The organism is Dietzia sp. Alg238-R159 (assembly GCF_900537145.1).
In the GTDB taxonomy this organism is placed as follows: Bacteria; Actinomycetota; Actinomycetes; order Mycobacteriales; family Mycobacteriaceae; genus Dietzia; species Dietzia kunjamensis.
The window spans coordinates 30,412-51,971 of the sequence record NZ_UNRI01000004.1; the positions used below are offsets into that span (position 1 = coordinate 30,412).

The 21,560-nt window shown below is 70.5% G+C and carries 26 protein-coding genes; 8 read left to right on the forward strand and 18 right to left on the reverse strand.

The features are described 5' to 3' along the window. Positions 1-6: 6 nt before the first annotated feature. The gene (gene mscL / locus G6R20_RS11245; RefSeq protein WP_163376477.1) at positions 7-435 is read left to right on the forward strand and encodes a large conductance mechanosensitive channel protein MscL; all 429 of its coding nucleotides are present in this window, start codon (positions 7-9) and stop codon (positions 433-435) included. Positions 436-527: 92 nt separating this feature from the next. On the opposite strand, the gene G6R20_RS18525 is transcribed toward mscL, so the two are convergent. The 7 genes from G6R20_RS18525 to G6R20_RS11275 all read right to left on the reverse strand — a co-directional run bounded on the left by G6R20_RS18525 (position 528) and on the right by G6R20_RS11275 (position 5,490). Then, a complete protein-coding gene (locus G6R20_RS18525) occupies positions 528-677 on the reverse strand; it encodes a hypothetical protein (RefSeq protein ID WP_205475842.1) in 150 nt (49 codons plus the stop codon). Further along, positions 674-1,192 (reverse strand): molybdenum cofactor synthesis domain-containing protein, encoded by a 519-nt coding sequence (locus G6R20_RS11250; RefSeq protein WP_205475856.1) that lies wholly within the window; start codon positions 1,190-1,192, stop codon positions 674-676. The genes G6R20_RS18525 and G6R20_RS11250 overlap by 4 nt, the downstream gene beginning before the upstream one ends. A 53-nt stretch (positions 1,193-1,245) precedes the next feature. Further along, complete coding sequence (locus G6R20_RS11255) at positions 1,246-2,679, reverse strand: trypsin-like peptidase domain-containing protein (protein WP_205475844.1); 1,434 nt, start codon at positions 2,677-2,679, stop codon at positions 1,246-1,248. A 61-nt stretch (positions 2,680-2,740) separates the two neighbouring features. Further along, on the reverse strand, positions 2,741-4,132 hold the full coding sequence (locus tag G6R20_RS11260) for a HAMP domain-containing sensor histidine kinase (protein WP_163376479.1): 1,392 nt from the start codon (positions 4,130-4,132) through the stop codon (positions 2,741-2,743). Continuing rightward, a complete protein-coding gene (locus G6R20_RS11265; protein WP_069388691.1) occupies positions 4,132-4,815 on the reverse strand; it encodes a response regulator transcription factor in 684 nt (227 codons plus the stop codon). Before G6R20_RS11265 ends, G6R20_RS11260 begins: the two co-directional genes overlap by 1 nt. 193 nt (positions 4,816-5,008) lie before the next feature. Continuing rightward, positions 5,009-5,179 (reverse strand): 50S ribosomal protein L32, encoded by a 171-nt coding sequence (gene rpmF / locus G6R20_RS11270; protein ID WP_067713249.1) that lies wholly within the window; start codon positions 5,177-5,179, stop codon positions 5,009-5,011. Between the two features lie 53 nt (positions 5,180-5,232). Continuing rightward, entirely contained in the window at positions 5,233-5,490 is a 258-nt protein-coding gene (locus tag G6R20_RS11275) for a type B 50S ribosomal protein L31 (protein WP_067713246.1), read from the reverse strand. A gap of 384 nt (positions 5,491-5,874) precedes the next feature. Here G6R20_RS11275 and rpmB point away from each other — a divergent pair, with 384 nt between their 5' ends. From rpmB to G6R20_RS11300, 5 genes are all read left to right on the forward strand, one after another. After that, positions 5,875-6,111 carry a 50S ribosomal protein L28 gene (gene rpmB / locus G6R20_RS11280; protein WP_163376480.1) on the forward strand — a complete coding sequence of 79 codons (237 nt, stop codon included), beginning with the start codon at positions 5,875-5,877 and terminating at the stop codon, positions 6,109-6,111. A gap of 1 nt (position 6,112) precedes the next feature. Next, positions 6,113-6,277, forward strand: a complete 165-nt coding sequence (rpmG, locus tag G6R20_RS11285; protein WP_017836290.1) for a 50S ribosomal protein L33 — start codon at positions 6,113-6,115, stop codon at positions 6,275-6,277. A 3-nt stretch (positions 6,278-6,280) separates the two neighbouring features. Then, positions 6,281-6,586, forward strand: a complete 306-nt coding sequence (gene rpsN, locus G6R20_RS11290; protein ID WP_017836289.1) for a 30S ribosomal protein S14 — start codon at positions 6,281-6,283, stop codon at positions 6,584-6,586. Positions 6,587-6,596: 10 nt separating this feature from the next. After that, positions 6,597-6,854 (forward strand): 30S ribosomal protein S18, encoded by a 258-nt coding sequence (gene rpsR / locus G6R20_RS11295; RefSeq protein WP_007632792.1) that lies wholly within the window; start codon positions 6,597-6,599, stop codon positions 6,852-6,854. 183 nt (positions 6,855-7,037) lie between these two features. Beyond that, positions 7,038-7,982 carry an AEC family transporter gene (locus tag G6R20_RS11300; RefSeq protein WP_163376481.1) on the forward strand — a complete coding sequence of 315 codons (945 nt, stop codon included), beginning with the start codon at positions 7,038-7,040 and terminating at the stop codon, positions 7,980-7,982. Here the strand turns inward: G6R20_RS11300 and G6R20_RS11305 are convergent. Genes G6R20_RS11305 through G6R20_RS11345 form a run of 9 tightly spaced genes read right to left on the reverse strand, consistent with a single transcriptional unit; the run spans position 7,971 to position 18,067 of the window. Then, positions 7,971-8,720: a type II CAAX endopeptidase family protein gene (locus G6R20_RS11305; protein ID WP_163376482.1), complete on the reverse strand. Its 750-nt coding sequence runs from the start codon at positions 8,718-8,720 to the stop codon at positions 7,971-7,973. The genes G6R20_RS11300 and G6R20_RS11305 overlap by 12 nt on opposite strands. Continuing rightward, complete coding sequence (locus tag G6R20_RS11310; RefSeq protein WP_132061590.1) at positions 8,717-9,370, reverse strand: 3-oxoacid CoA-transferase subunit B; 654 nt, start codon at positions 9,368-9,370, stop codon at positions 8,717-8,719. Before G6R20_RS11310 ends, G6R20_RS11305 begins: the two co-directional genes overlap by 4 nt. Then, complete coding sequence (locus G6R20_RS11315) at positions 9,370-10,146, reverse strand: CoA transferase subunit A (RefSeq protein ID WP_067713235.1); 777 nt, start codon at positions 10,144-10,146, stop codon at positions 9,370-9,372. The genes G6R20_RS11310 and G6R20_RS11315 overlap by 1 nt, the downstream gene beginning before the upstream one ends. A gap of 27 nt (positions 10,147-10,173) precedes the next feature. After that, positions 10,174-11,823, reverse strand: coding sequence for an AMP-binding protein (locus G6R20_RS11320; RefSeq protein WP_163376483.1), 1,650 nt, complete (start codon positions 11,821-11,823; stop codon positions 10,174-10,176). A 54-nt stretch (positions 11,824-11,877) separates the two neighbouring features. Then, positions 11,878-12,744: a CoA ester lyase gene (locus tag G6R20_RS11325; RefSeq protein ID WP_163376484.1), complete on the reverse strand. Its 867-nt coding sequence runs from the start codon at positions 12,742-12,744 to the stop codon at positions 11,878-11,880. After that, a complete protein-coding gene (locus G6R20_RS11330; RefSeq protein ID WP_154828353.1) occupies positions 12,741-13,256 on the reverse strand; it encodes a MaoC family dehydratase in 516 nt (171 codons plus the stop codon). Before G6R20_RS11330 ends, G6R20_RS11325 begins: the two co-directional genes overlap by 4 nt. 2 nt (positions 13,257-13,258) lie before the next feature. Next, entirely contained in the window at positions 13,259-14,404 is a 1,146-nt protein-coding gene (locus tag G6R20_RS11335; RefSeq protein ID WP_163376485.1) for an acyl-CoA dehydrogenase family protein, read from the reverse strand. Continuing rightward, positions 14,397-16,484 carry a biotin carboxylase N-terminal domain-containing protein gene (locus G6R20_RS11340; RefSeq protein WP_163376486.1) on the reverse strand — a complete coding sequence of 696 codons (2,088 nt, stop codon included), beginning with the start codon at positions 16,482-16,484 and terminating at the stop codon, positions 14,397-14,399. Before G6R20_RS11340 ends, G6R20_RS11335 begins: the two co-directional genes overlap by 8 nt. A gap of 8 nt (positions 16,485-16,492) precedes the next feature. Continuing rightward, positions 16,493-18,067, reverse strand: coding sequence for a carboxyl transferase domain-containing protein (locus G6R20_RS11345; RefSeq protein ID WP_163376487.1), 1,575 nt, complete (start codon positions 18,065-18,067; stop codon positions 16,493-16,495). A gap of 288 nt (positions 18,068-18,355) precedes the next feature. On the opposite strand from G6R20_RS11345, the gene G6R20_RS11350 reads away from it, so the two are divergent. Further along, positions 18,356-18,646: a DUF1540 domain-containing protein gene (locus tag G6R20_RS11350; RefSeq protein ID WP_067713210.1), complete on the forward strand. Its 291-nt coding sequence runs from the start codon at positions 18,356-18,358 to the stop codon at positions 18,644-18,646. A 28-nt stretch (positions 18,647-18,674) separates the two neighbouring features. On the opposite strand, the gene G6R20_RS11355 is transcribed toward G6R20_RS11350, so the two are convergent. After that, positions 18,675-19,352 carry a hypothetical protein gene (locus tag G6R20_RS11355; RefSeq protein WP_163376488.1) on the reverse strand — a complete coding sequence of 226 codons (678 nt, stop codon included), beginning with the start codon at positions 19,350-19,352 and terminating at the stop codon, positions 18,675-18,677. A gap of 141 nt (positions 19,353-19,493) precedes the next feature. Between G6R20_RS11355 and G6R20_RS11360 the strand changes: the two genes are divergently transcribed. Next, complete coding sequence (locus G6R20_RS11360) at positions 19,494-20,972, forward strand: amidase (RefSeq protein ID WP_163376489.1); 1,479 nt, start codon at positions 19,494-19,496, stop codon at positions 20,970-20,972. 3 nt (positions 20,973-20,975) lie between these two features. Here G6R20_RS11360 and G6R20_RS11365 read toward each other — a convergent pair whose 3' ends face one another. After that, positions 20,976-21,443, reverse strand: a complete 468-nt coding sequence (locus tag G6R20_RS11365) for an Lrp/AsnC family transcriptional regulator (RefSeq protein ID WP_163376490.1) — start codon at positions 21,441-21,443, stop codon at positions 20,976-20,978. Positions 21,444-21,560: the final 117 nt, after the last annotated feature.

Sequence of the window (21,560 nt, forward strand, 5' to 3'; positions counted from 1 at the left end):
GCACGAATGCTCAAGGGTTTCAAGGAATTCATCATGCAGGGCAACGTGATCGATCTGGCGGTCGCCGTCGTGATCGGCACCGCGTTCGCATCCATCGTCGACGCCTTCACCAGCGCGATCATCAACCCACTGATCGCGCTGCTCGGCGGCGACCGCGAGATCGGGTTCGCCGTCCAACTCCTGGAGGGCAATCCCGAGACCGTCATGGACTTCGGGATGCTCATCACCGCGATCATCAACTTCCTGCTGATCGCGGCCATCATCTACTTCGTCCTGGTCGGACCGATGAACAAGATGAAGGAGGCCGTCGCCAAGCGCAAGGGCATCGAGGCCCCCGCCTCGGACAATGACCTCCTCGTGGAGATCCGCGACCTGCTCGCCGGTCGCCCGCTCACGCACCCGTCCGAGCCGGACAGCCCGTCGAGCAACGCCTGATCAACCCCGGTTCACGTCCCACGCCCCGTCGGCGCCGTCATGGCCGGCGGGGCGTCGGCGTCTGCCGGCGGTGGCGCTGCGTCGCCGTGGAGTCAGCCGTGGTGCGGCGGGCGCTGATCGCGCCACCAGTCGTCGTCGATCCGACTGTCGGCGCTGCGCGCCTCATCCGAGGTCGTCTCGGGCAGGGTCTCCCCGAACACCTCGTCGAGTCGCCCCCGGTCCACCGGCCGTGGATCCGTCACAGTTCGTCGAAGGCGGACAGCTGCGCCACCACGTACGAGACCAGCGGACACAGGGTCGCCATCCCGTCGCGGATGGCCGCGCGACTCGGCGCGAGGTTGGCGACGACCGTGCTGCCGGACACCCCCACGTAGCCGCGCGAGACGATCGAGTCGACCGCGCCGGCCGTGAGACCCGACGACCGGATGGCCTCGGCGATGCCGGGCAGGCGCTGGTCGAGGATCTCCTCGGTGACCTCGGGCGTGATGTCCCGGGGACCGACCCCGGTGCCCCCCACGGTCACGACGAAGTCGAATCCACCGACCACCGCCGTCTCGAGGGCCTTGCGGACCTCCGCCTCGTCGGCCGCCACGCCCACGACACCGCCGACGAGGAACCCCTCCTCCTCGAGGAGCTCCGTGACCAGCGGACCGATGGAGTCCTCCCGCTCGTTGAGGCGGTCGGTCACCACCACGACCATGGCGCGGCCGGCGATCTGCGGCTCCACGGGCTCGACGGCCGCGGGGTCGAAGTCCATACCGGTGGGGAGCTTGCGGCCCCCGGGCAGAGCCCGCGGGTCAAATCTGGTGCTCATCTGGCCTCTCCCAGCATCACGTCTACGGTGTTCGGCGAATCGCCCTCACGAGAAGCATAGGTGACGGTCACGGTGTCCCCCGGCGCCTGGGACCGGATGGCCGCGACGAGCGCGTCGCCGCCCTCGATGAGCCGATCCCCCACCCCGGTGATGACCGCGCCCTGCTCGATCCCCGCGCGCTCGGCGGGCCCACCCGGCTCGACGGCACGCACCAGCGCGCCGTCGCCCTCCGGCGAGTCGCTGACCGAGACCCCGAGCACCGCGCGGGTCGCGTACTGCTGCTTGATCAGCTGGTCGGCGATCCGCCTGGCCTGGTCCACCGGGATGGCGAAGCCCAGGCCGATCGATCCCGAATTGCCCGATCCCAACGACGCGATGGCCGAGTTGATCCCGACCAGTTCGCCGTTCATGTTGACCAGCGCGCCGCCCGAGTTGCCCGGGTTCACGGCTGCGTCGGTCTGGATGGCGTCGATCACCGTGCTCTGGTCCGACTGGGCGCCGCCGGCCCGCACCGGGCGGTTCAGCGCGGAGACGATCCCGGTCGTGATGGTGCCCGACAACCCCAGTGGCGACCCCACCGCGGCCACGGCCTGTCCTTCGGTCAACGTCGCCGAGGTGCCCAGGGCAATGGGGGTGAGCGGGCGGGAGGTCTCCGCCTTGATGACCGCGATGTCGGTGGCCGGGTCCGTGCCGACGACGCTCGCGGGAGCCTTGGAGCCGTCGTCGAAGCGCACCTGGATCTGGCCCCCGGCGAGAGCCGCGCCGATGACGTGGCTGTTGGTGATGATGAGGCCGTCGGCGGTCAACACCACCCCGGACCCCTCGCCGCGGCCCGTCTGGGAACGCACGTCGATCGACACGACGCTCGGCAGCACCTTGTCCGCCACCGCCTCGACGGTGCCGTCGGGCGCCGTCCCCTCGGGTTGGGTCGCGCTGATGGGCGAGGACAACCCCGCCGCGGACCCACCGGCAACCGTCGCACCGATCCACCCACCGAGCCCACCCGAGACGAGCATGGCGGCCACGATGCCGGCCGCGAGCAGGCCCCGGCCCGACTTCCGTTGTCCCGGCGGCGTTCCGGGCTCCACACCCGGCCCGGCCCCGGGGTGGGGCGGCGGGCCCGAGGGGGGCATGGCGTCGGAGGGGGGTATGGCGTCCGCGGGTCGCCACGGTCCGGCCTGCCCCTGGCCCTGTGCGTGCCCCTGCGCCTGCGCCTGCGCCTGCGCGGGGTGCTGAGCGGGGAAGGCCGTGGTGGGCCGATCGGTTCCACCCCACCCCTGGGCCATGCCGTAGGGATTCTCGGCGGCGTAGGGGTTCTGGCCGGAGGGTCCGTGTGCGGGTCCTCCGAGACCGGCACCCGATCTGCCGGCCCACTCGTCCGGGGACCCGGGTTCGCCCCTGCCCCGGCCGTTCTCGTTCTCGTTCTCCATGGGTCCCATGGTTCCCGATGGCGCTGTGTGCCCGCTGAGACGGTACTCGCCACCCCGGGACTCACCCGGGCGGCTGCTCGCTTCCGGGGATGGTCACCCGCACCAGTGCGCCGCCGCCCTCGGCGTCGCTGATCTCGACGGTTCCACCGTGTCGGGTCGTGACCTGTCGGACGATGGCCAGCCCCAGACCCGACCCCGGCATCGCGCGCGCCTCGTGCGAGCGGTGGAACCGTTCGAAGACCAACTCGCGGTCCTGTTCGGGAATGCCGGGCCCCTGGTCGGCGACCGTCAGTTCCATCACCGCGTCGGAGACGGGCCGCATCCGCACCGTCACCGTCCCGCCGGCGGGACTCCACTTGGCCGCGTTGTCGCACACGTTCAGCACCGCCCGCTCGATCCCGGCCGAGTCGCCGAAGGAGTACCACGGCATCAACTCGACGTCGAAGTCCACGTCGTGTCGGCGACGCCGGACCCGCTCGAGGGCCCGTTCGACCGCGTCGGAGACGGCCACCGGCTCCAGCTCGACCTCGCCGGAGTCCTCCCGGGCGAGCTCGACCAGATCCCCGACGAGCTGACTGAGTTCCGAGATCTGCCCCACGACGTCTGCCTCGAGTTCGTTCCGGTCGGCGTCGGGGATCGTCCGCGCGCCGGGGCGACTGGCCGCGATGAGCAACTCGACGTTCGTCCGCAGACTCGTCAGGGGCGTCTTGAGTTCGTGCCCGGCGTCCGCGACGAGCCGCGCCTGTCTCTCCCGGCTCTCCCCCAGCGCGACGAGCATCTGGTTGAAACTGCTCGTCAGGCGGGCGATCTCGTCGTCACCGGCCACGGGGATCGGCCGCAGATCATCGGTGCGGGCGATGCGTTCCACGGCCCTGGTCAGCCGGGCCACCGGCGCCAACCCGGTGCGGCCGACGGCCGTCCCGGCCACCGCGGCCAGGGCGATGCCCGCTGCCCCGACGAGCGTGAGCACGATCGCCAGACGGTTCAACGCAGCCCGGGTGGGGCTGAGGTCCTGGGCCAGGATGAGGGTCGAGCCGTCTCGGACCCCGACCGCGTAGATCTGCTTGCCCCCGGAGGTACGCAGGCTCGACTCGGCCTCGCCGCGCACGACCGCGATCTCCGGGCCACCGATCTGGAAGGGTTCCCCGGTCGCGGTGCGCACCCCGGAGGGAGCGACGATCTGCGCGTCCAGGTTCGGGTTGAACGCCCGCAGTGCGATCAGCGTGCTGCGCGACTGCAGGGCGAACTCGGAGGCGAGTTGGCTGTTGACCAACTGGTCGGCCTGCTGCTGCAGGCGGTTGTTGACATCGCTGTACATCGACCCCGACACGACGAAGTACGCCGCGACGGCCATGAGGGCCACCGCGACACCCACCGAGCTCGCCGCCAGCAGCGTCACCCGCTGGTGCAGGGAGATCGGCGCGGACCCCGTCCGCATCGTGCGGGCGGGCACTACGGCGTCTCGCGCAGCACGTAACCCACACCGCGCACGGTGTGGATCAACCGACTCTCGCCCTCCCCTTCCGTCTTACGCCGCAGGTAGCCGATGTAGACCTCGAGAGCGTTACCCGAGGTCGGGAAGTCATAGCCCCACACCTCCTCGAGGATGTGGCTGCGGGTGAGGACCCGGCGAGGGTGGTGCATGAGGAGTTCGAGCAGGGAGAACTCGGTGCGGGTGAGCTGAATCCGCCGCTCGCCGCGGGTGACCTCGCGGGTCGCGATATCCATCCGCAGGTCCTCGAACTCCAGCACCTCGTCGACCTCCTCGGCGTCCGTGCCGCGACGACGCAGCAGAGCCCGCAGGCGGGCGAGGAGTTCCTCCAGCGCGAAGGGTTTGGGCAGGTAGTCGTCGGCCCCCGCGTCCAGACCCGCGACCCGCTCGGAAACGGCGTCCCTCGCGGTGAGCATGAGCACCGGCAGGTCGTCCCCCCTGCTGCGCAGGATCCGGCACACCTCGAGCCCGTCCCGACGGGGCATCATCACGTCGAGGATGACCGCGTCGGGCCGGTTGGTATCGACCCTCTCGATCGCCTCGATGCCGTCGCCGGCGAGCTCCACGTCGTAGCCGTTGAAAGTCAGGGAGCGCCGGAGCGATTCGCGCACGGCCTGGTCGTCGTCGACAACGAGAATCTTCATGACGGGATTCTCGCCCACCCGACTGAAGCGCGGCTGAGGATCCGCCGCGGAGGGCCGCCGCCACGCGCGCCGCAGACGCCGACGAGCCCGACGGGTCCGTGTGGACCCGTCGGGCTCGTGACCGGGCGTGTGCGTGCGGCGCCCGCGGCGCCGCCGTGCTCAGCTGCGCCCCGGGGGCGGCAGCCGACGCGGCTCAGCGGTCGAGGTTGACCAGGCCGAGCTGAGCGGCCTTGACCAGACGACGCGGCAGCGCCACGGGGCGGCCGTCGATCTTGGTCTCCTGGAGGGCGACGTTGTCGGCCTTCCACTGGGACCGGCGGGAGTGGGTGTTGGCACGCGAGAGGCGGCGCTTCGGAACTGCCATGATTATCGTCCTCGGGGTCTAGGAGGGTGGTCGGGGCGCGGACGCCCCGCTGCTCACTTGCGGCGGGTGCGGTTGCCGTAGCGACGCTGGAACTTCTCGACGCGGCCGGCGGTGTCCATGACGCGCTGCGCGCCGGTCCAGAACGGGTGCGACTCGCTGGTCACGTCCACGACGATGAGCGGGTACGTCTGACCGTCCTCCCACTCGACCGTGCGGCTGCTGGTCGCGGTGGAACGGGTGAGGAACTTGGTGCCCGTGCCCGAGTCTTGGAAGACCACCGGGTGGTAGTCGGGGTGAATGTCGTTCTTCATACTGGATCCCTCTAGCTCGGTAGAAGTCTGTGGGTCTGGCGCTCGCTCCTGCAAGAGCGCGCAATTGCCAGTGGCCGAACCGGGGATCCCGGTGTCAGCACACGCATCGGTAGATCGTACCCGTAGGATGGCCGGGCACCCAATTCGTGCGCCGCGGACATCCGGCCGCCGGAGCCGCTGCGGCCGCCTTTATGCCCACTGACGTGCCGATTACCGTTTCACGCGGTCGGGCCGTAAACTAGACCATCGCTGTTGTCTGCACGTTTGCTATCGCCTCTCACGGTGCTCGCGACGTGGCGGTAAGCCCCCGTACGGCCCAGGCCGACCGAGGGTGCCTCCTCCGCCGCGCGCCACCGCAGGACGGGGCGGAAGGAGAACCACGCCATGTCGGCGCATTGCCAGGTAACGGGACGGAAGCCGGGTTTCGGCAAGTCCGTCTCGCACTCACACCGCAGGACCAACCGTCGCTGGAACCCGAACATCCAGCGCCGTAGCTACTTCGTGCCCTCCGAGGGTCGTCGCATCACGCTGACGGTCTCGACCAAGGGCATCAAGACCATCGACCGCGATGGCATCGAGGCCGTCGTGGCCCGTATCCGCGCCCGTGGGGAGAAGATCTGAGATGGCACGTAACGACGTTCGACCCATCATCAAGCTCAAGTCCACGGCCGGGACCGGGTTCACCTACGTGACCCGCAAGAACCGTCGCAACAATCCGGACCGCATCGTCCTCAAGAAGTTCGACCCGGTCGTCCGTAAGCACGTCGAATTCCGAGAGGAGCGCTGACTCGTGGCCAAGAAGTCCAAGATCGCGCGCAACGAGCAGCGCAAGGCCAAGGTCGCCCGGTTCGCCGAGCGTCGCGCCGAGCTCAAGGCAATCATCAAGAACCCCGAGAGCACGGACGAGGCACGTATGGATGCCCAGACCGCTCTCAACAAGATGCCGCGTGACGCCTCGCCCGTGCGGGTGCGTAACCGCGACGTCGCCGACGGTCGCCCCCGCGGCTACCTCCGCAAGTTCGGCCTCTCCCGCGTCCGCATGCGCGAGATGGCCCACCGTGGCGAGTTGCCCGGTGTCACGAAGTCGAGTTGGTGAGTAGGTAACCATGGCTAAAGCACGTAGCACCCCGTCCAAGAAGATCCGCGCCCAGGAGGGCCGTCGACCCAAGAAGAACCCGTTGAAGGTGGCGGGTATCGAGACGGTCGACTACAAGGACGTCAACACCCTCCGTACGTTCATCTCCGATCGCGGCAAGATCCGTTCGCGTCGGGTCACCGGCCTCACGCCGCAGCAGCAGCGTCAGGTCGCCGTCGCGGTCAAGAACGCCCGCGAGATGGCCCTGCTGCCGTTCACCAGCCGCTGAGTCACCACTCGGCGCGGGTGAACCGGACCGCCCGTCCCGCCTGCGGCCTCTAGCCGCCGACTCAGGCAACAGCAACCCGATCGGGGTCGTGCCTCCTCACGCAGGAGTGCGCGACCCCGATCGGCGTTACCGCGCCTACCGCTCCCCTCTCCCCCTCCCCTCCCCGACACCAGGAGTCCACCCGTGGCCGGCGTCCTCAACGGCTTCGCCGTCATCGTCGCGCTGGTCGCGCTGGGCTGGATCCTCGCCCGCACCCTGGTTCTCGGTACGGACGCACGGCTGGTGCTCAACCGGCTCGTCTTCTACGTCGCCACCCCGGCACTGCTGTTCGACTCCCTCGCCCGCACCACCCTCGACCAGGTCTTCACCGGCGTGTTCGTGGTGTCCGCGGTGTCGGCGATCATCGTCGCGGTCCTGTACGTGGCGATCGCCCGGCTGTGGCTCAAGCGCCCGGCGGCGGACCTCGTGGTGGGTGCCCTGTCCGCCGGCTACGTCAACTCCGCCAACCTCGGAATCCCCATCGCGCTGTACGTCCTCGGGGACCTCGGGTTCGTCATGCCGCTGCTGCTCTTCCAGGTGGTGGTCCTACAACCGGTCGCCATCGCCGTGCTGGAGCGGGCCGCGCGGGCCGAGGGGTCGGACGGCGGCGGGGACGGGGGCGCGCTCGGTGCGCTACTGCAGTCGGTCCGCACCCCGATCGTCCTCGCCGCGCTCGCGGGCGTCGTCGTCGCCGCCCTGCCCTGGACGCCGCCCGAGACTCTCCTGGAGCCCGTGCACCTGGTCGGCCAGATCTCCGTCCCCGGCGCCCTGCTGGTGTTCGGCATGTCGCTCTACGGGGTGAAGGTCCTCGAGGCCGGCGCCTCGCCCCGCCGGGAGATCTTCCTCGCGAGCGCACTCAAACTCGTCGCCCACCCCGTGCTCGCGTACGCCATCGGCGCCGGGCTCATGGGGATGCGGGGCCACGAGCTCCTCACCGTGGTGGTCGCCGCCGCGCTGCCCACCGCGCAGAACGTCCTCGTGGTCGCGACCCGATACGGACACGGGACTCTGCTGGCCCGGGACTCCGCCGTCCTCACCACCCTCGGCGCGCTGCCGGTCCTCCTGCTGGTCTCCGCGCTACTGGCCTGACCCGGCGGCGATGACCCCGGCGAACACGACCGCGTTGTTGACGCCGTGGAGCACGATGCCGGGCACGATCGACCGGTACCACTCGGCCATCGCGCACAGCGAGATCCCCACCACCAGCAGGTAGGGCAGCGCCGGGGGCAGCAGGTGCACGGCGGCGAACACCGCCCCGGCGAGCAGGATCCCCGCGACGGCCCGCAGCCGCGCCCGCAGGGCCGGCAGCACGATGCCGCGGAACACGACCTCCTCCGCCACCGGGACGAGCACGGCGACGGTCAGCAGCCCGAGGACGGCGAACACCGGCCCGCCGGCCGCCAGGTCCGCGATCGCCGCATCGGCCTCATCCCCCGTCGACTCGGCGCCCGCCCCCAGGGGGATGAGCACGATCATCGAGGCGGTGACGCCGGCCGCCATCACCGCGGGGATCTGCCACGCAAGGTGCCAGGGTGAGCGGTCCGGTGGCCGGAGGCCGACGTCCGCCCACCCGAGACCGCGCCGACGCAGGAGGTGGATCCGCACCGCGAGCAGCGCGGCCACGGCGGTGCCGGCGAGGACGACCAGGGCGAGGAGCGCGGTATCGGGGCGGCCGGCCCCGAGGGACCGTGCGGTGACCAGGCCGAGGAGGACGACGACGACGAGGGCGGCCCCGTACACGAGGACCCACGCCAACGCCGACAATGCCGCCCGGCCCCGGACCGGTGTGGTCCAGAGGCCGGGCGGCGCCGGCGGCGGCGGGGTCACCTGAGGTGCTCGGCCACCCGGAACGGCGCGTCGGTGGCCGCCTCGATCTGCTCGACGGTCACCCCGTCGACGATCTCGATGAGGGTCAGCCCGTCGGCGTCCCGGTCGAACACGCCCAGCTCGGTGATGATCCGGTTGACGCAGCCCAGGCCGGTGAGCGGCAGGGAGATCTCGGAGACGATCTTGGAGGAACCGTCCTTGGCGACCTGGTCCATGACCACGACGATCCGGCGGGCGCCCACCACGAGGTCCATCGCGCCGCCCATGCCCTTGACCATCGCGCCGGGGACCATCCAGTTGGCGATGTCACCGGCCGGGTTGACCTCCATCGCGCCGAGGATCGCCACGTCGATCTTGCCCGAGCGGATCATGCCGAAGCTCATCGCCGAGTCGAAGATCGCCGACCCCGGCAGGGTCGTGACGGTCTCCTTGCCGGCGTTGATGAGGTCCGGGTCGACGTCGTCGGGGTGCGGGTACGGCCCGATGCCCAGCAGCCCGTTCTCGGACTGCAGGGTGACGTTGACGCCCTCGGGGACGTAGTTGGGGACCAGGGTCGGCAGGCCGATCCCGAGGTTGACGTACTGGCCGTCCTCCAGCTCCAGGGCCGCGCGGGCGGCCATGGCCTTGCGGTCGCGTCCGATCCTGCTCATCAGCGCTGTCCTTCCGAGGGCGGGTTGGTGGTGGTCTTCTCGATCCACTTGGTCTGGGCGACCTGCTCCGGGGTCAGTTCCACCAGCCGGTGGACGAAGATGCCCGGGAGGTGGATGTCGTCGGGCGCGAGTTCCCCGACCTCGACGATCTTCTCGGCCTCCACGATGCACACGCGGCCGGCCATCGCCGCGAGCGGCGAGAAGTTGCGGGCCGTGAGGTTGAACCGGAGGTTGCCGTTGCGGTCGGCCACGGCGGCGCGCACCAGCGAGTAGTCGGCCTCGATGGCCTGCTCCAGCACGTAGGTCTCGCCGCGGATCTCGCGGGTCTCCTTGGGCGGGGAGGCCACCGCGATCCCGCCGGCCGAGTCGTACTTCCACGGCATGCCGCCGTCGGCGACGAACGTGCCGACGCCGGTTCGGGTGAAGAACGCCCCGATGCCGGACCCTCCCGCACGCATCCGCTCGGCGAGCGTGCCCTGCGGGGTGAGCTCCACCTCGAGCTCACCGGACAGGTACTGGCGGGCGAACTCCTTGTTCTCCCCGACGTAGGAGGAGACGATGCGCCGGAGTTTGCCGCTCTCCAGCAGGATGCCGAGGCCCTTGCCGTCGACGCCGGCGTTGTTGGAGAACACCTCGAAGTCCCCGACGTCGCGGGCGGCGAGGGCCTCGATCACGATCTGCGGGATCCCGCTCAGGCCGAACCCGCCGGCGGCGATCGACGCCCCGTCGGGGATGTCCGCGACGGCCTCGGCCGCGGTCATGATCTTGCTGGACATACACGCACTCCTTGGGTGTGGGGGCAGTCAGGCGATGCCGAGGATCTCGATCGCACTCTTGCGCATGTCGACCTTGCGGACCTTGCCGGTGACGGTCATGGGGAACTCGTCGACCACGTGGACGTACTTCGGGATCTTGTGGCGGGCGAGCTTGCCGGTGGCGAACTCGCGGACCTCCTCGGCCGTGAGATCGTCGCGTCCCGGCTTGAGCCGGACCCAGGCCATGAGCTCCTCGCCGTATTTCGGGTCGGGCACGCCGATCACCTGGGCGTCGAGGATGTCCGGGTGGGTGTAGAGGAACTCCTCGACCTCCCGCGGGTAGATGTTCTCGCCACCGCGGATGACCATGTCCTTGATGCGGCCGGTGATGCGGACGTAACCGCCCGAGTCCATCTCCCCGATGTCACCGGTGTGCATCCAGCCCTCGGGGTCGATCGCCTCGGCGGTTTTGTCCGGCTGGTCCCAGTAGCCCAGCATGACGCTGTAGCCCTTCGTGCAGAACTCGCCGGCCTCGCCGCGCGGCAGTGTGGCGCCGGTCGACGGGTCGACGATCTTGATCTCGAGGTGCGGCCCGACCCGGCCGACCGTGGACACGCGCCGGTCCAGCGAATCGTCCCGACGGGTCTGGGTGGACACCGGCGAGGTCTCGGTCATGCCGTAGCAGATGGAGACCTCCTCCATGTTCATCCTGTCGATCACCTGCCGCATGGTGGATTCGGGGCACGGCGAGCCGGCCATGATCCCGGTACGCAGCGTGGACAGGTCGTAGGAGTCGAAATCCTCCAGCGCGAGCTCGGCGATGAACATCGTGGGTACGCCGTAGAGACTCGTGCACTTCTCCTGCTCCACCGCGCGCAGCGACGCCGCGGGGTCGAACGCGGGCGCGGGGATGACCATGGCCGATCCGTGGCTGGTGCACGCGAGGTTGCCCATCACCATGCCGAAGCAGTGGTAGAAGGGCACCGGGATGCACACCCGGTCGACCTCCGTGTAGTTGACGAGCTCGCCGACGAAGTACCCGTTGTTGAGGATGTTCGAGTGCGAGAGCGTGGCGCCCTTGGGGAAGCCCGTGGTGCCGGAGGTGTACTGGATGTTGATCGGGTCGCCCGGCTGCAGTGCGGCGCGGATCGACGCGAGTTCCTCGGCGTGGGTGGGGCCCGAGACCAGCGACTCCCACTCCTCGTCGCCGAAGAGCACGACCAGCTCGAGGTCGGGGCAGTTCGGCTGGACCTGCGCGAGCATCCCGGTGTAGTCGGAATCCTTGAACTGGGGGGCGGCGACGACGGCCTTGATCCCCGCCTGCTTGAGGACGTACTCCAGCTCGTGGACCCGGTAGGACGGGTTGATGTTGACCAGCACCGCGCCGATCTCGGCGGTGGCGTACTGGACCATCACCCACTCCCACCGGTTGGGCGACCAGATGCCCACCCGGTCGCCCGCACGGATGCCGAGGCGGTGCAGCCCGGAGGCCAGTCGGCGCACGTCGGCGAGGAACTCGGCGTAGGTCCACCGCCGGTCGGCCTGCACGTCGACGAGCGCGTCGCGGTCGCCGAACCTCTCGACGGTCGCCGCGAGGTTCTCGGGGATCGTCTGGGTGAGCAGGGGGACGTCGGTCTCCCCGCGCGTGTGGGACCCGGCGGGGTCGAGGGGTGTGGAATCGAGATCGGTGGTGGTCATCTCGGTACTCCTTGGGGGTGGGGCCGGACGGCCCGCGACATGGGGATTGCGGTATCAGGTGGCGGCGGCCGCGGCGCGACGCATCGTCGCCTCGGCCTGACGGAAGACGGGACCGTCGACCATGCGACCGTCCAGCCGGAACACGCCCTGGTTGTGTTCCGCGGCGGCGAGGACCTTCCGGGCCCAGGCCACCTCGTCGTCGTCGGGGGCGTAGGCCTCGCGGACCACCGCCACCTGGGACGGGTGGATACACGCGGTGGCCACGAACCCCAGCGCGACGGCGTCGAGCGCCTCGGCGCGCTGACCGGAGGAGTCGGCGATGTCCAGGTGCACGGAGTCGACCGCCCACCGACCGAACGCGGCCGCGGCGAGCGCGACCCGCGCCCGGGCGTGACGGGGCACGTCGCGGTACTCCCCCGCCACGCGGGGGCCACCGGCCTCGGCGGAGGAGAACCGGCTGGTCGATCCGCCCATCGCGGCCAGGAGGTCCTCGGCGCCCCACATCATCCCGGCGCACCCGGGCGCGGCGGCGATCTCCTCCGCGCGGACGACGCCGAGCGGGGTCTCGACCAACGCCAGCACCGCGGCGCCGGTCGTCGAGTGTAGATCCGTGACCTGCGCGGCGGACTCGGTCTTGGCCAGCATCACGCAGCGGTAGTCCGTGTCGGCCAGGGCCTCGAGGTCGGCCGCGTGGTCGTCGGTGCCGGTCGGGTTGACTCGCACGATCGTCCGGTCCGGATCGAGTGTCGAGGCCCGCAGCGCCTCACGGGCCGCGGGGCGGTCCGCCGGTGCGACGGCGTCCTCGAGGTCGACGATCACGACGTCCGCGCGGTCGGCGGCCTTACCGTAGCGCTCCGGCCGGTCGGCCGGGCAGAACAACAGTGCCGGGCCGGGCGGGATCCAGGCGGGTGCGGGGGTCATGCCGTGGCCTCCCCGCCCGGGCCCGACTCCGTCGGCCGCTTGCGGACCAGCGTCTTGCGGACCGCCTTGGCCACGATGTCGCCGTGCTGGTTGCGGCCGATGTGCTCGAGGGTCACGATGCCCTCGCCCGGCCGCGACTTCGACTCGCGCTTGTCGGTGCACACGGTCTCCGCGTACAGCGTGTCACCGTGCAGGACCGGCTTGGGGAAGCTGACCTCGGAGAAGCCGAGGTTCGCCACGATCGTGCCCTGGGTGAGCTGGGCGACCGACAGTCCCACGAGCGTCGACAGCGTGTGCATCGAGTTCATGAGTCGCTCGCCGCCGAAGCCCGGCTGCTCGGCCGACCACGCCGCGTCCAGGTGCAGGGCCTGCGTGTTCATCGTCAGCGTGGTGAACAGGACGTTGTCCGTCTCGGTCATCGTGCGCCCGGGGCGGTGGAGGTAGGCGGTCCCCACCTCGTACTCCTCGAACCACAGGCCACGCTGGACGACCTCTCTGCGCTGCTCAGACATCGTCACAGCCCCAGACCGCGCGCGATGAGCATGAGCTGCACCTCGGTGGTGCCCTCGCCGATCTCGAGGATCTTCGAGTCGCGGTAGTGCCGCGCCACCGGGTACTCGTTCATGAAGCCGTAGCCACCGTGGATCTGGGTGGCGTCGCGGGCGTTGTCCATGGCCGCCTCGGAGGCGATCATCTTGGCGATGGCGGCCTCCTTCTTGAACTCCTTGCCGGCCAGCATGAGTCGCGCGGCCTCGTAGTAGGCGCAACGCGCCGTGTGGGCTCGGGCCTCCATGCGGGCGATCTTGAACGCGATGGCCTGGAACTCGCCGATCTTGCGGCCCATGGACTCGCGCTCACGGGCGTACTTCACGGACTCGTCGACGCACCCCTGCGCGGCACCGGTGGCCACGGCGGCGATCGCGACGCGTCCCTCGTCGAGGATCGACAGGAAGTTCGCGTACCCGCGCCCCTCCTCGCCGAGGAGGTTCTCCGCCGGCACCCGGGCGTCGGCGAAGGTCAGCGGGTGTGTGTCGGAGGAGTTCCACCCGACCTTGTCGTACGCGGGCTCCGCGGTGAAACCGGGGGTGCCGGCCGGGACGATGATCGTCGAGATGGCCTTCTTGCCGTTGTCGCGGACACCGGTCACGGCGGTGACGGTGACCAGCGAGGTGATGTCGGTGCCGGAGTTGGTGATGAACTGCTTGTTGCCGTTGATCACCCACTCGTCGCCGTCACGCTTCGCGGTGGTCTTGGTGGCGCCGGCGTCCGAGCCCGCGCCGGGCTCGGTCAGGCCGAAGCCGGCGAGCGTGCGGCCGGCGGCCAGGTCCGGCAGCCACTTGGCGCGCTGCTCGTCGTTGCCGAAGTGGTAGATGGGCATGGCGCCCAGGCCCACGCCGGCCTCGAGGGTCATGGCGGTCGACTGGTCGACGCGGCCGAGCTCCTCCAGGGCGAGCGACAACGCGAAGTAGTCGCCGCCCATCCCGCCGAACTCCTCCGGGAACGGCAGACCGAACAGGCCCATGTCGCCCATCTGGGCGACGACCTCGTACGGGAAGGTGTGGTTGCGATCGTGCTCGGCCGAGGCCGGGGCGACCACCTTGTCGGCGAAGTCCGCGACCGTCGACTTCAGGTCGGCGTAGTGCTCTTCCAACTCAGGCATTGCCTTCTCCTTCGGATTCCTCGGTGGAGGGGTGGGGCTCGACGGTCGCGAGCAGGTGGTCGGCGGGCACCTGCTCGCCGGTGGTGACGTGCACGCGGACCACACCGTCGATCGGCGCGGGCAGCGCGTGTTCCATCTTCATGGCCTCGACGGCCAGGATGTTCTGTCCGGCGGTGACCTCGTCGCCGTCGGCGACGAAGCACGCGATGACCGACCCGGGCATGGGGCTGACGATCTGGCCGTCAGACATCCCGGCGTCGTGGATCCGGGAGTCGATGAGCGGGAGCATCCGGAGGTCCCAGGTCCCGCCGTCGCCGGCCACCCAGAAGGTGTCGGCGGCCTTGGGGTCCGCCGAGCGCACGACGGTCCAGCGCTGCTGGGTGCCGTCGACGGTCAGCCGGAGGGAGGCGCCGTCCCGGGCGACCCGCGCACGATGTCGGGAGGAGACCTCGGGCGCCTCGGTGGAGCCGATCGTGGCGTCGGTGATGGTCACCTCGGCGTCGTCGGGGGTCCCCCGCAGTCCCACGGTGACCGCGTCGGACCCGGCGCCGGCGTCCAGGCGGGTCCACACCTCGGCGCGCCCGCCGATGCGCCACCCGTTGGGAACGTCCCACGGGCCGCGGCGTTGCGCGGGCACCCGGGCCCAGCGCTCCTCGGTGCGGTGCATGGCCACGGCGATCAGTCCGCCCTCGGGGGCGGGCGTCGCGGTGTAGTCGTCGACGGACCGGTCGAGCAGGCCCGTGTCCAGGTCGCCGGAGACGACCTCCGGGCGCGAGAGCAGGAACCGGCAAAAGTCGACGTTCGTGCGCAGGCCCAGCACGTGGGTGCCGGCGAGCGCGGCGTCCAGCCGGGCCAGAGCCTCGGCGCGGTCCGCCCCGTGGGCGATCACCTTGCCGAGCATCGGGTCGTAGTCGCTGCCGACGACCGTGCCGACGCGCAGTCCGGAGTCCACGCGGATGCCGTCGCCGGAGGGCTCCTCGAGCCCGACCACGGTGCCGCCGGTGGGCAGGAAGCCCTTGGCCGGGTCCTCGGCATAGACGCGGGCCTCGATCGCGTGGCCGGTGAGGGTGATGTCCTCCTGGCGCAGGGTGAGCTCCTGGCCCGCGGCGATGCGGACCTGCCAGTCGACCAGGTCGACACCGGTGACCATCTCGGTGACCGGGTGCTCGACCTGCAGGCGGGTGTTCATCTCCATGAAGAAGAACTCGTCCGGGGCGTGCGCGGAGACGATGAACTCCACCGTGCCCGCGCCCACATAGCCCACCGAGCGGGCCGCGTCGCAGGCCGCCTGACCAATGCGCTGACGGGTGACCTCGTCGAGCAGTGCGCTGGGCGCCTCCTCGATGACCTTCTGGTGACGGCGCTGCAGCGAGCACTCCCGCTCGCCCAGGTGGATGACGTTGCCGTGGGTGTCGGCCAGGACCTGCACCTCGATGTGGCGCGGGGTGTCGACGAACCGCTCGAGGAACAGGGTGTCGTCGCCGAAGGCGCCTGCCGACTCCCGTCGCGAGGACTCCAGTGCCGCCGGCAGATCGGCGGGATCGGTGACGCGGCGCATCCCCTTGCCGCCACCACCGGCCGAGGGCTTGACGAGGACCGGGTAGCCGACCTCGGCGGCACCGGCGATCAGATCGTCGTCGGTCAGTCCCGGACGCGAGATCCCGGGCACGGTGGGGACGTCACGTGCGGACACCGCCGCCTTGGCGGTGATCTTGTCGCCCATGGTCTCGATCGCCGAGGCCGGCGGTCCGACGAAGATCAGGCCGGCCTCGTCGAGTGCCCGCGCGAACCGCGAGTTCTCGGACAGGAAACCGTAGCCCGGGTGCACGGCCTGCGCCCCGGTCTGGCGGCAGGCGTCGATCACCTTGTCGATGTCGAGGTAGGACTGCGAGGCCTGGGCCGGGCCGAGGCGGACGGCGGCGTCGGCCATGCGCACGTGCAGCGCGTCGGCGTCCGCGTCGGAGTAGACGGCGACCGAGCGGATACCCGCTGCCCGCAGCGAGCGGATCACGCGGCACGCGATCTCCCCGCGGTTGGCCACCAGGACGGTGTGGAGTTTTTGTGACAGTTGTTCTGACATGGGGCTGCTCACATCCTGAAGACGCCGTTGTTGACCGGCTCGAGGGGGGCGTTGGCCGCGGCCGCCAGGGCCAGACCGAGGACAGTGCGGGTGTCTGCGGGGTCGATGATCCCGTCGTCCCACAGGCGGGCCGTGGAGTAGTACGCGGTGGACTGCTCCTCGAACTGCTCGCGGATCGGTGCGGTGAACTCGGACTGCTGCTCGTCGGTCCACTCCCCGCCCGACTTGGTGACCTGGGCTGCGCGCACCGAGGCGAGGGTGTCGGCCGCCTGGGGCCCGCCCATCACGGCGATCTTCGCGTTGGGCCACATCCACAGGAACCGCGGGGAGTACGCACGGCCACACATGGAGTAGTTGCCGGCACCGAAGGACCCGCCCACGACGATGGTGAACTTGGGGACCCGGGCGCACGCCACGGCGGTGACCATCTTGGCGCCGTTCTTGGCGATGCCGCCCGCCTCGTACTGCCGGCCCACCATGAAGCCGGTGATGTTCTGCAGGAAGACCAGCGGGATCTTGCGGCGGTCGCACAGTTCGATGAAGTGGGCGCCCTTGAGCGCGGACTCCGAGAAGATGACGCCGTTGTTGCCGATGATGCCGACCGGATGCCCGTGGATGTGGGCGAACGCGGTCACCATGGAGGTGCCGTAGTTCTCCTTGAACTCGGTGTACTCGCCGCCGTCGACGATCGTGCCGATGATGTCGCGCACGTCGTAGGGCTGGCGCGAGTCGACCGGGACGAGGTCGTACAGGTCGGACTGCGCGCGGACGGGCTCGCGGGGCTCGAGCACCTCCCAGTCCGGCGCGGGCGCCGGCGGGCAGGTCGCCACGATCCGGCGGACCTTCATCAGCGCGTCATAGTCGTCGTCGGCGAGGTGGTCCACCACACCGGAGGTCTTGGCGTGCAGGTCGCCGCCACCGAGTTCCTCGGCCGTGACCTCCTCGCCCGTCGCGGCCTTCACCAGCGGCGGGCCGGCGAGGAAGATCGTGCCCTGGTTCCGGACGATCACGGCCTCGTCGCTCATCGCGGGGACGTACGCGCCACCGGCGGTGCACGAGCCCATGACCGCGGCGATCTGCGGGATGCCCTTGGCGGACATGTTCGCCTGGTTGTAGAAGATCCGGCCGAAGTGGTCGCGGTCCGGGAAGACCTCGTCCTGCTGCAGCAGCATCGCGCCGCCGGAGTCCACGAGGTAGATGCACGGCAGGTTGTTGGCCAGCGCCACCTCCTGACCGCGCAGGTGCTTCTTCACCGTCATCGGGTAGTAGGTGCCGCCGGAGACGGTCGCGTCGTTGGCGATGATCAGGCACTCGCGGCCCGACACCCGGCCGATCCCGGCGACGACGCCGGCGGCGGGGGCCTTGCCCCCGTACATCTCCTCCGCGGCGAGCGGCGAGAGTTCGAGGAACGGGCTGCCCGGATCGAGCAGCACGTCCACGCGCTGCCGGGCGAGCAGCTTGCCGCGCTCGAGGTGGCGCGCACGGGCCTTCTCACCGCCGCCCAGCGCGGCCCGCTCGAGGCGCTCGCGGAGGTCGGCGAGAAGTTCCTCGTGGGCCTGGCGATTGGTGGTCGCGGAAGTCATCAGTGCCGCTCCCTTTCAGTTAAGTCGGATTAACTGAAATCGACGATAGTGCTGCGCCTCACAAATGTCCAGACCGGATTCGGGATCACCCACCGGGGACCCGGACCCGCGCTCACCCACTCCGCGGACCCGACGAGGCGCACGGGGACGCCGCCATTCCCGCCATCCGTGCAGGTAGGCAGCTTAGGCTGGCCTGAATTAGCACAGCCTCAACTTGCTTGCAAGCCGGGGGGATCCGGTGTTGACTCTGGGGCACACCACGCCACCGTCATACGAGGAGCGATCATCATGGCCACACTCACCGGAATCAGCGCCTGCACCGTCACGGCGTGCTCGTTCAACAGCGAGCAGAGCTGCAACGCGGGCGCCATCACCGTCGCCGGAACCCCGGATCACGCCGAGTGCGGCACCTTCATCTCGCTGGACGTCCGCGGCGGACTACCCACCGCCAGCGCACACGTGGGCGCCTGCCAACGGGTGGAGTGCACCCACAACAAGGACCTGCTCTGCTCGGCGGACTCCGTCGAGATCGGCTCCGGCGCCGACACCGCCGATTGCCTCACCTACAGCCCGGCCTGATCGGCCCGGTCCGCGCTACCGCGGGAGGCTAGCTGGCGCGGGCCACGTACTGGCCCATCTCACGGACGACGTCGTTGACGCACTCCGCGCGGGTCAGGAACGGCAGGTGGATGACATCGGCGTGGGTACCGAGCGCCGTCAGCAGATGCAGGCCGTCGGGATCGACGCCCAGGACATACGGCGGCTGCGCCGGGTCGGCGGACCCGGCCAGCATGGCCAAGTCAGAGCCGAAGCGCGCCCGGATCTCGTCCGCGAGGCCGGGCGCCTCGCATGCCAGGGGGTCCGACGGGACCGCGTCCAGGCAGCCCGCGTGGACGGTGCCCTCGTGCCCCAGTCGGCGGATGTCGAGGTCGCCGAGTTCGATCTCGATCTCGACCACCCAGCCCTCACCCTGCCGTGCCGCAGGCGCCACGCCGAAGCCGTACAGGCTCGCGACGTGGACCTTGGCCTCGACGATCGGGGCGAACTCGTCGATCATGACGACCACCTCGACCGACTCTCCCGGGGCGACCATCAGTGCGGACCAGGGGGCCGGGGTCCCGGTGACGATGATCGCCCCCTCCCCGATCCAGCGATGGCCGGCGGAGACCATGACATCCGAACGGTTCTTGGTCCCGCGTACGGCGACCGTCGCGATGCCGGCTCCGTCGAGCAGACGGCGCGCGCCGGTGGTTATCGGATCCGACACGACCGGGTGCGCTGCCATCGATTGCCTCCAGAGACCGGCCCCGCCCGCCGATGCGTTAGGTGACCCTCGCCTTACTTAGGTACCCCTAAAGTGCCCGACGGTGCGGAGCCTGTCAAGAGGGCCACCGATTTTCGCACCCCCTCGCCCTACAGTGGGGGGGTGACCGACGCCACAACCGATGCCACCGCCGATGCCACCGCTTCTGTCCGGCGCCATCCCGACACGACACGGATCCACGCCTTCCGTGACGACGCGCTCGGGTACGACGACGCCACCGCCCTCGCCGAGCGGGTCCGCGGCGGGGAGGTGTCACCGACCGAGCTCGTCGAGGCCGCCATCGAACGATGCGCGCAGGTGGATTCGGAACTAGGAGCCCTGGTCTTCACCGACTTCGACAGGGCCCGCGAGCACGCACGCCGGACCGCGGGCTCGCGCCTGTCCTCGCCGTTCGCCGGCGTGCCGTCGGCCTTCAAGGACGCGGTGCAGGTCGAGGGCGCCCCGATGCGGCTCGGCTCCCCCGCCGTCCCCGACTCCCCCGCCCTCCACGACGGCGACTACGCGCGGGCGTTCCGCGCCACCGGCCTGATCCCACTGGGCATCACCGCCATGCCCCCGTTCGGCTGGACCGCCGCGACCGAACGGCAGGGCGGCCTGGTGACCCGCAACCCGTGGAACACCGGCCGCACCAGTGGCGGTTCCTCGGGTGGTTCCGCGGCCCTCGTGGCCGCGGGGGCGTTGCCGATCGCGCACGCCAACGACGGCGGGGGGTCGATCCGGATCCCCGCGGCGGTCACCGGGTTGGTCGGGTTCAAGCCGAGCCGGGGTAGGCACACCGACGAGAAATTCTCCCGGGGCATGCCGATCCCCATCGTGTCGCAGTCGGTGGTCTCCCGGTCCGTCCGGGACACCGCCACGTTCCTCACCGCGTTCGAGGCGAGCCACCTCCCCGTCGGCGTCCCCCCAGTGGGCCCCGTCGCCCCCGCCCCGGCACGGCGCCTGCGCATCGGACTCGTGGAGCAGAGCCCGGCGGGCGGTGCGACCGATGCCGCGACCCTGGCGGTCCTCCGCGAGACCGCCGCGCGGCTGGCCGGACTGGGCCACGAGGTGGTGCCGACCGAGGCTCCCGTCCCGACGGGGTTCCGGGACGACTTCATCGCCTACTGGGGGCTGCTCGCGCTGAGCACGTCATCGTCCGGGCGCAGGCTCTTCGACCCCGATTTCGACCCTTCCGAGCTCGACCCCTTCACGGTCGGGCTCGCGCGGATGGCCCGACGGAACATCGCCTCGCTTCCCCTGCACCTACTGCGGTTGGCCAGGACCCGGCGGCAGTTCGACGCGGGGTTCGGCGACCTCGACGTGTACATCAACCCGGTGGTCGCCCACGAGACCCCGGAGGTCGGGTACCTGGACGCGGACCTGCCGTTCGAGACCCACCTCGAGCGGGTCTCCAACTGGGTCACCTTCACCCCGCTGCAGAACATCGCGGGATCGCCGGCCGTCTCGCTGCCCACCGGTCACGCGCCGGACGGGATGCCCGTCGGCGTGCACTTCTCCGCCCGCAGGGGGCAGGACCGGCTCCTGCTGGAGCTGGCCTCGGAGTACGAGGCCGCCCATCCGTTCGCCCGGATCTGGGAGTGAGGCTCACTCCCCCAGCAGCTGGGTGACGCGCGGCCCGACCCGCTGACGCAGGATCACCTCGGTGCGGGTGCGCAGGACGCCGGGCGTGGAGATGATGGCGCTGAACACCTCCTCGAGGTGGGCGTGGTCCCGCGCGACGACCCGGCAGACGACGTCGAACTCGCCGGCGATGCTCACCACCTCAAGCACCTCGCGCACCTGCGCCAGCCCCGCACACGTCTCGTCAAGCCCGGCCTGCGCCACCTGGACGTGGACGAGCGCGCCCAGCGGGTACCCGAGGGCGGCGGGGTCGAGCCTCGGCGCCCACGAGGCGAGCACACCGCGCGCCTCCAACTTGTCGAGCCGGGCCTGGGCGGTGCCCCTGGCCACCCCGAGTCGTCGCGAGAACTCGCGGACCCCGACGCGCGGGTCGGACAGGACGATGTCGAGGAGTCGCCGGTCGGTGTCGTCCAGGTTGGGTGAAGGGTCCATGTGTCCACGGTATACGACGACGAGGTGGACAGATGGTCCAGTCATGACGCACAAACGGGACCCCGAATGTGCAGACTGTTCGATCTCGGACCGGCCGCGTGACGCGCCTCACAGTTC